This window comes from Arthrobacter sp. 01L42, assembly GCF_056400005.1.
In genome coordinates this window covers 1-3319 of sequence record NZ_JBFTSL010000041.1, presented here as the reverse complement: position 1 = coordinate 3319, position 3319 = coordinate 1, and the positions used below count along the sequence as shown (strand labels likewise).

At 67.6% G+C, this 3319-nt stretch carries 2 protein-coding genes and 1 pseudogene; 1 reads left to right on the top strand and 2 read right to left on the bottom strand.

Annotated elements, in window-relative coordinates:
• Positions 1–1151: pseudogene (locus tag AC1DN2_RS21270) on the bottom strand (amino acid transporter); the annotation flags it as partial.
• A 130-nt stretch (positions 1152–1281) separates the two neighbouring features.
• Entirely contained in the window at positions 1282–1902 is a 621-nt protein-coding gene (locus AC1DN2_RS21265; RefSeq protein WP_476851868.1) for a hypothetical protein, read from the bottom strand.
• Between the two features lie 266 nt (positions 1903–2168).
• On the opposite strand from AC1DN2_RS21265, the gene AC1DN2_RS21260 reads away from it, so the two are divergent.
• Positions 2169–3319: APC family permease (locus tag AC1DN2_RS21260; RefSeq protein ID WP_476851867.1), on the top strand; the 1151-nt coding region annotated here is incomplete at its 3' end.

Sequence of the window (3319 nt, the reverse complement as noted above, 5' to 3'; positions counted from 1 at the left end):
CACCCGGGGGCCATGCCGTACCGGGGCAGGTAGCGCGGCACGAGGTTCAGCAGCCCGGCCATGGCGGAGGCGCCGGCGAACCACAGGATGGCGATGGTGCTCAGATCGTAGACGGTGCCGAATCCGTTTCCCAGGTATTCGTGCGCGAGGTAGGCCAGGGCGCGGCCGTTCGCCGGGCCGCCGGGTTCGAAGTCCTGCGCTGGGATCAGGACCACCGTGGTGAAGCTGGTCGTGATCAGGAAGGCACTCATGATGACGGCGGCAGTTGTCAGCAGCCGGCGGGCACCGTCGATTCGGCCTGCCGGTTTCTCTTCCGTGTCACCGGGGCGTCCCTGGATCTGCGGCATCACGGCCACGCCGGTCTCGAAGCCGGACAGGCCCAGGGCCAGCTTGGGGAAGACGAGCAGCGCGATGCCCACCACCATCAGCGGGCTCCCGTGCTGGGTGGTCAGGGCCAGCCACCAGTCGTCCACGGCAACTGGGTGGGTCAATGTTTCGAATATTGTCGTGACTACCACGACGACGTTCAGGCCCAGGTAAATGCCCACCAGGACGACGGCGACGCCGATGGCCTCCTTGAAACCGCGCAGGAACACGGCGGCGAGCAGAGCCAGCAGGAACAGCGTGACCGCGACGTTCTGGCCCTGCATCCAGGCGGGGGCGAACGGGTTCTCGAGCGCGTGCGCGGTCGCGTCCGCGGCAGAAAGCGTCATGGTGATCATGAAGTCGGTAGCCGCGAACCCCAGCAACACCAGGACGAGCAGTTTCCCGCCCCAACGCGGCATCAGCCGCTCCAGCATGGCGATGGATCCCTCGCCGCGGTGGCTTTCGCCGGCCACCCGGCGGTATACCGGCAGTGCGCCGAACAAGGTCACGGCAACCAGGACCAGCGTGGCCAGCGGCGAAATCACGCCCGCGGCCAGGGCCGCAATGGCCGGCTGGTAGCCCAGCGTGGAGAAGTAATCGACGCCGGTCAGGCACATGACCTGCCACCACGAGTGCTTCTTCAGGTGGCTGTCACTCACGGCCCCGGGCCCCTGATGGATACCCTTGGCGTCCTGCAGGCCGAACAGCAGCCATTTCCTGAAGTTGTCCCCGGTTCCCGGCCGTGCCGCTGAGGGATCCGAAGGCGGCCTGCTCATCGTGGTCATCTATGCCTCTCCGCGCGATGCCCACCATCGTGTTTACTGCCGACGATAACACCGGAGCCGGGAGCGGCTCCCGCCCCGGGGCCGATCTTGACGGATCTTTAACACCGGCCCGCCGGCGGCGGCACCGGTCTCAGCGGGCTGCGGCGGGGGCGGGGATTTCGATGTAGAGGATGAAACCGGCGGCAGCCGGCAGATACCAGTGCCTGCGGTGCCGTGCGGGCCGGTAGAGGTGTCCGAACGGGTCTGTCACGTGGGCATGCGCCAGCACGTCTTGGCGCCGGAGCTGGACGTCGATGTCCTCGATGCCGGACGGGTGCGAGGCAAGGCCGTCGATGTCGAGAGACCAGGCGCCCCCGGCCGGGGCTGTCCCGCGTTCCAGGGCGAGGGTTTCGAACAGGTCCGAGACCACTTCGTCCCTGGTGGCGGGGTAGAAGCGGCGGAGCCGATGCCCCTCGGGATGCGCGCCTTGTGCGTCCAGCCATGCGTGGCGGAGCCAATGGAATTCCACTTGGCCGCGGGAGGGCCCGAGGACCAGATGACGGTTCGGATCCAGGGCGAGGCGGTAGGCGCTGCCGCTGGGGTCGATGATGCACGCGGCTTCCCCGACGTACTCAAACGCCGCCAGCAGGTCCTGTTCCGACCGGTGATAGGAAAAGTCCCCGCTGTCATCGACGGCGACGAAATCCGGGGCAGTGCCGCCACGGGCCGGAAGGTCGGGCGTGTCGTGTGCCGGCCGGGACGTGGTGTTCATGCTGTTTGGCTCCTGCTGGGGATCGGATTGCGGCCACCGTGGCTGCAGCGTCCTCTTGCTTCATAACATCACCGGCGACGCCCCTCGGGACGGTCCTTAATGCTTTCCATATGCCGGCAGGCCATAAATTTGCGTTCTCTTAATGTGGCGGCTCGCCGTGGGCGTTAAGGAACCATCAGGATTGTTGGCCGGACGGTCGTGACGGCTGCGTGCGCTGGTACTCTCGCGGACGGAAGCGGCGCGATGCGTCGCCTGGAAAGGACTACATGACTACCCTCAGCCGGCCACCGGCAGACCCTTCGGCGCCGCGGCCCGACGCCGGGGAGCACTTCAAGAACTGGCTGCTGTTCGGCCTCCAGGACGCCAAGGGAATCCACCAGGGGCCCGGGGCCGTGAGCGACAGCCACCTGAAGAAACACACATGGTGGCAGGTCATGTGCCTGACCGGCGTGGACTACTTCTCCACGCTGGGCTACCAGCCCGCCATCGCCGCGCTCGCGGCCGGCGTGATTTCGCCGCTGGCCACCCTGGTCCTGGTCGCCGTGACCTTGCTGGGCGCACTGCCGGTGTACCGCCGGGTGGCCGGCGAAAGTCCGCGCGGCGAAGGGTCCATCGCCATGCTGGAGCGGCTGCTGCCGCGGTGGGGCGGGAAACTGCTCGTCCTGGTGCTGCTGGGTTTCGCCGCCACCGACTTCATGATCACCATGACGCTCTCCGCTGCGGACGCGACCGCGCACGCGATCGAGAACCCGTTCGCCCCCGACTGGATCCAAGGCCAGAACGTCGCGGTCACGCTGGTCTTCCTGGCCCTGCTCGCCGCCGTGTTCCTGCGCGGTTTCAAGGAGGCGATCGGCGTCGCCGTCGTCCTGGTGGGCATTTACCTCGGGCTGAACGTCGTCGTGGTCATCACAACGATCATCGAGGTCCTGCAGCACCCGGTGGCGGTCGACAACTGGTGGCTGGCCCTGACCACCCAGCACGGGAGCCCGCTGATGGTGGTGGGCATCGCGCTGCTCGTCTTCCCCAAGCTGGCCCTGGGCCTGTCCGGCTTCGAGACCGGCGTGGCCGTGATGCCGCAGATCCGCGGCCACGTCACGGACACCGAGGAGAACCCTGAGGGCCGGATCAAGGGTGCACGCCGGCTGCTGACGACGGCGGCCCTGATCATGAGCGCGTTCCTCGTCACCACAAGCTTCACCACGGTGGTGCTGATCCCGGCGCAGGAGTTCCAGCCGGGCGGGCAGGCGAACGGGCGTGCCCTGGCCTATCTCGCGCACGAATACCTGGGAAACGGATTCGGCACCGTCTACGATCTGAGCACCATCGCCATCCTGTGGTTCGCCGGCGCCTCCGCCATGGCCGGGCTGCTGAACCTCGTGCCGCGCTACCTGCCCCGGTACGGCATGGCCCCCGGGTG

What these genes read in the sequence shown, in the direction of transcription:
- AC1DN2_RS21265 (WP_476851868.1), bottom strand. Translation starts at nt 1,902, where the DNA reads ATGAACACCACGTCCCGGCCGGCACACGACACGCCCGACCTTCCGGCC.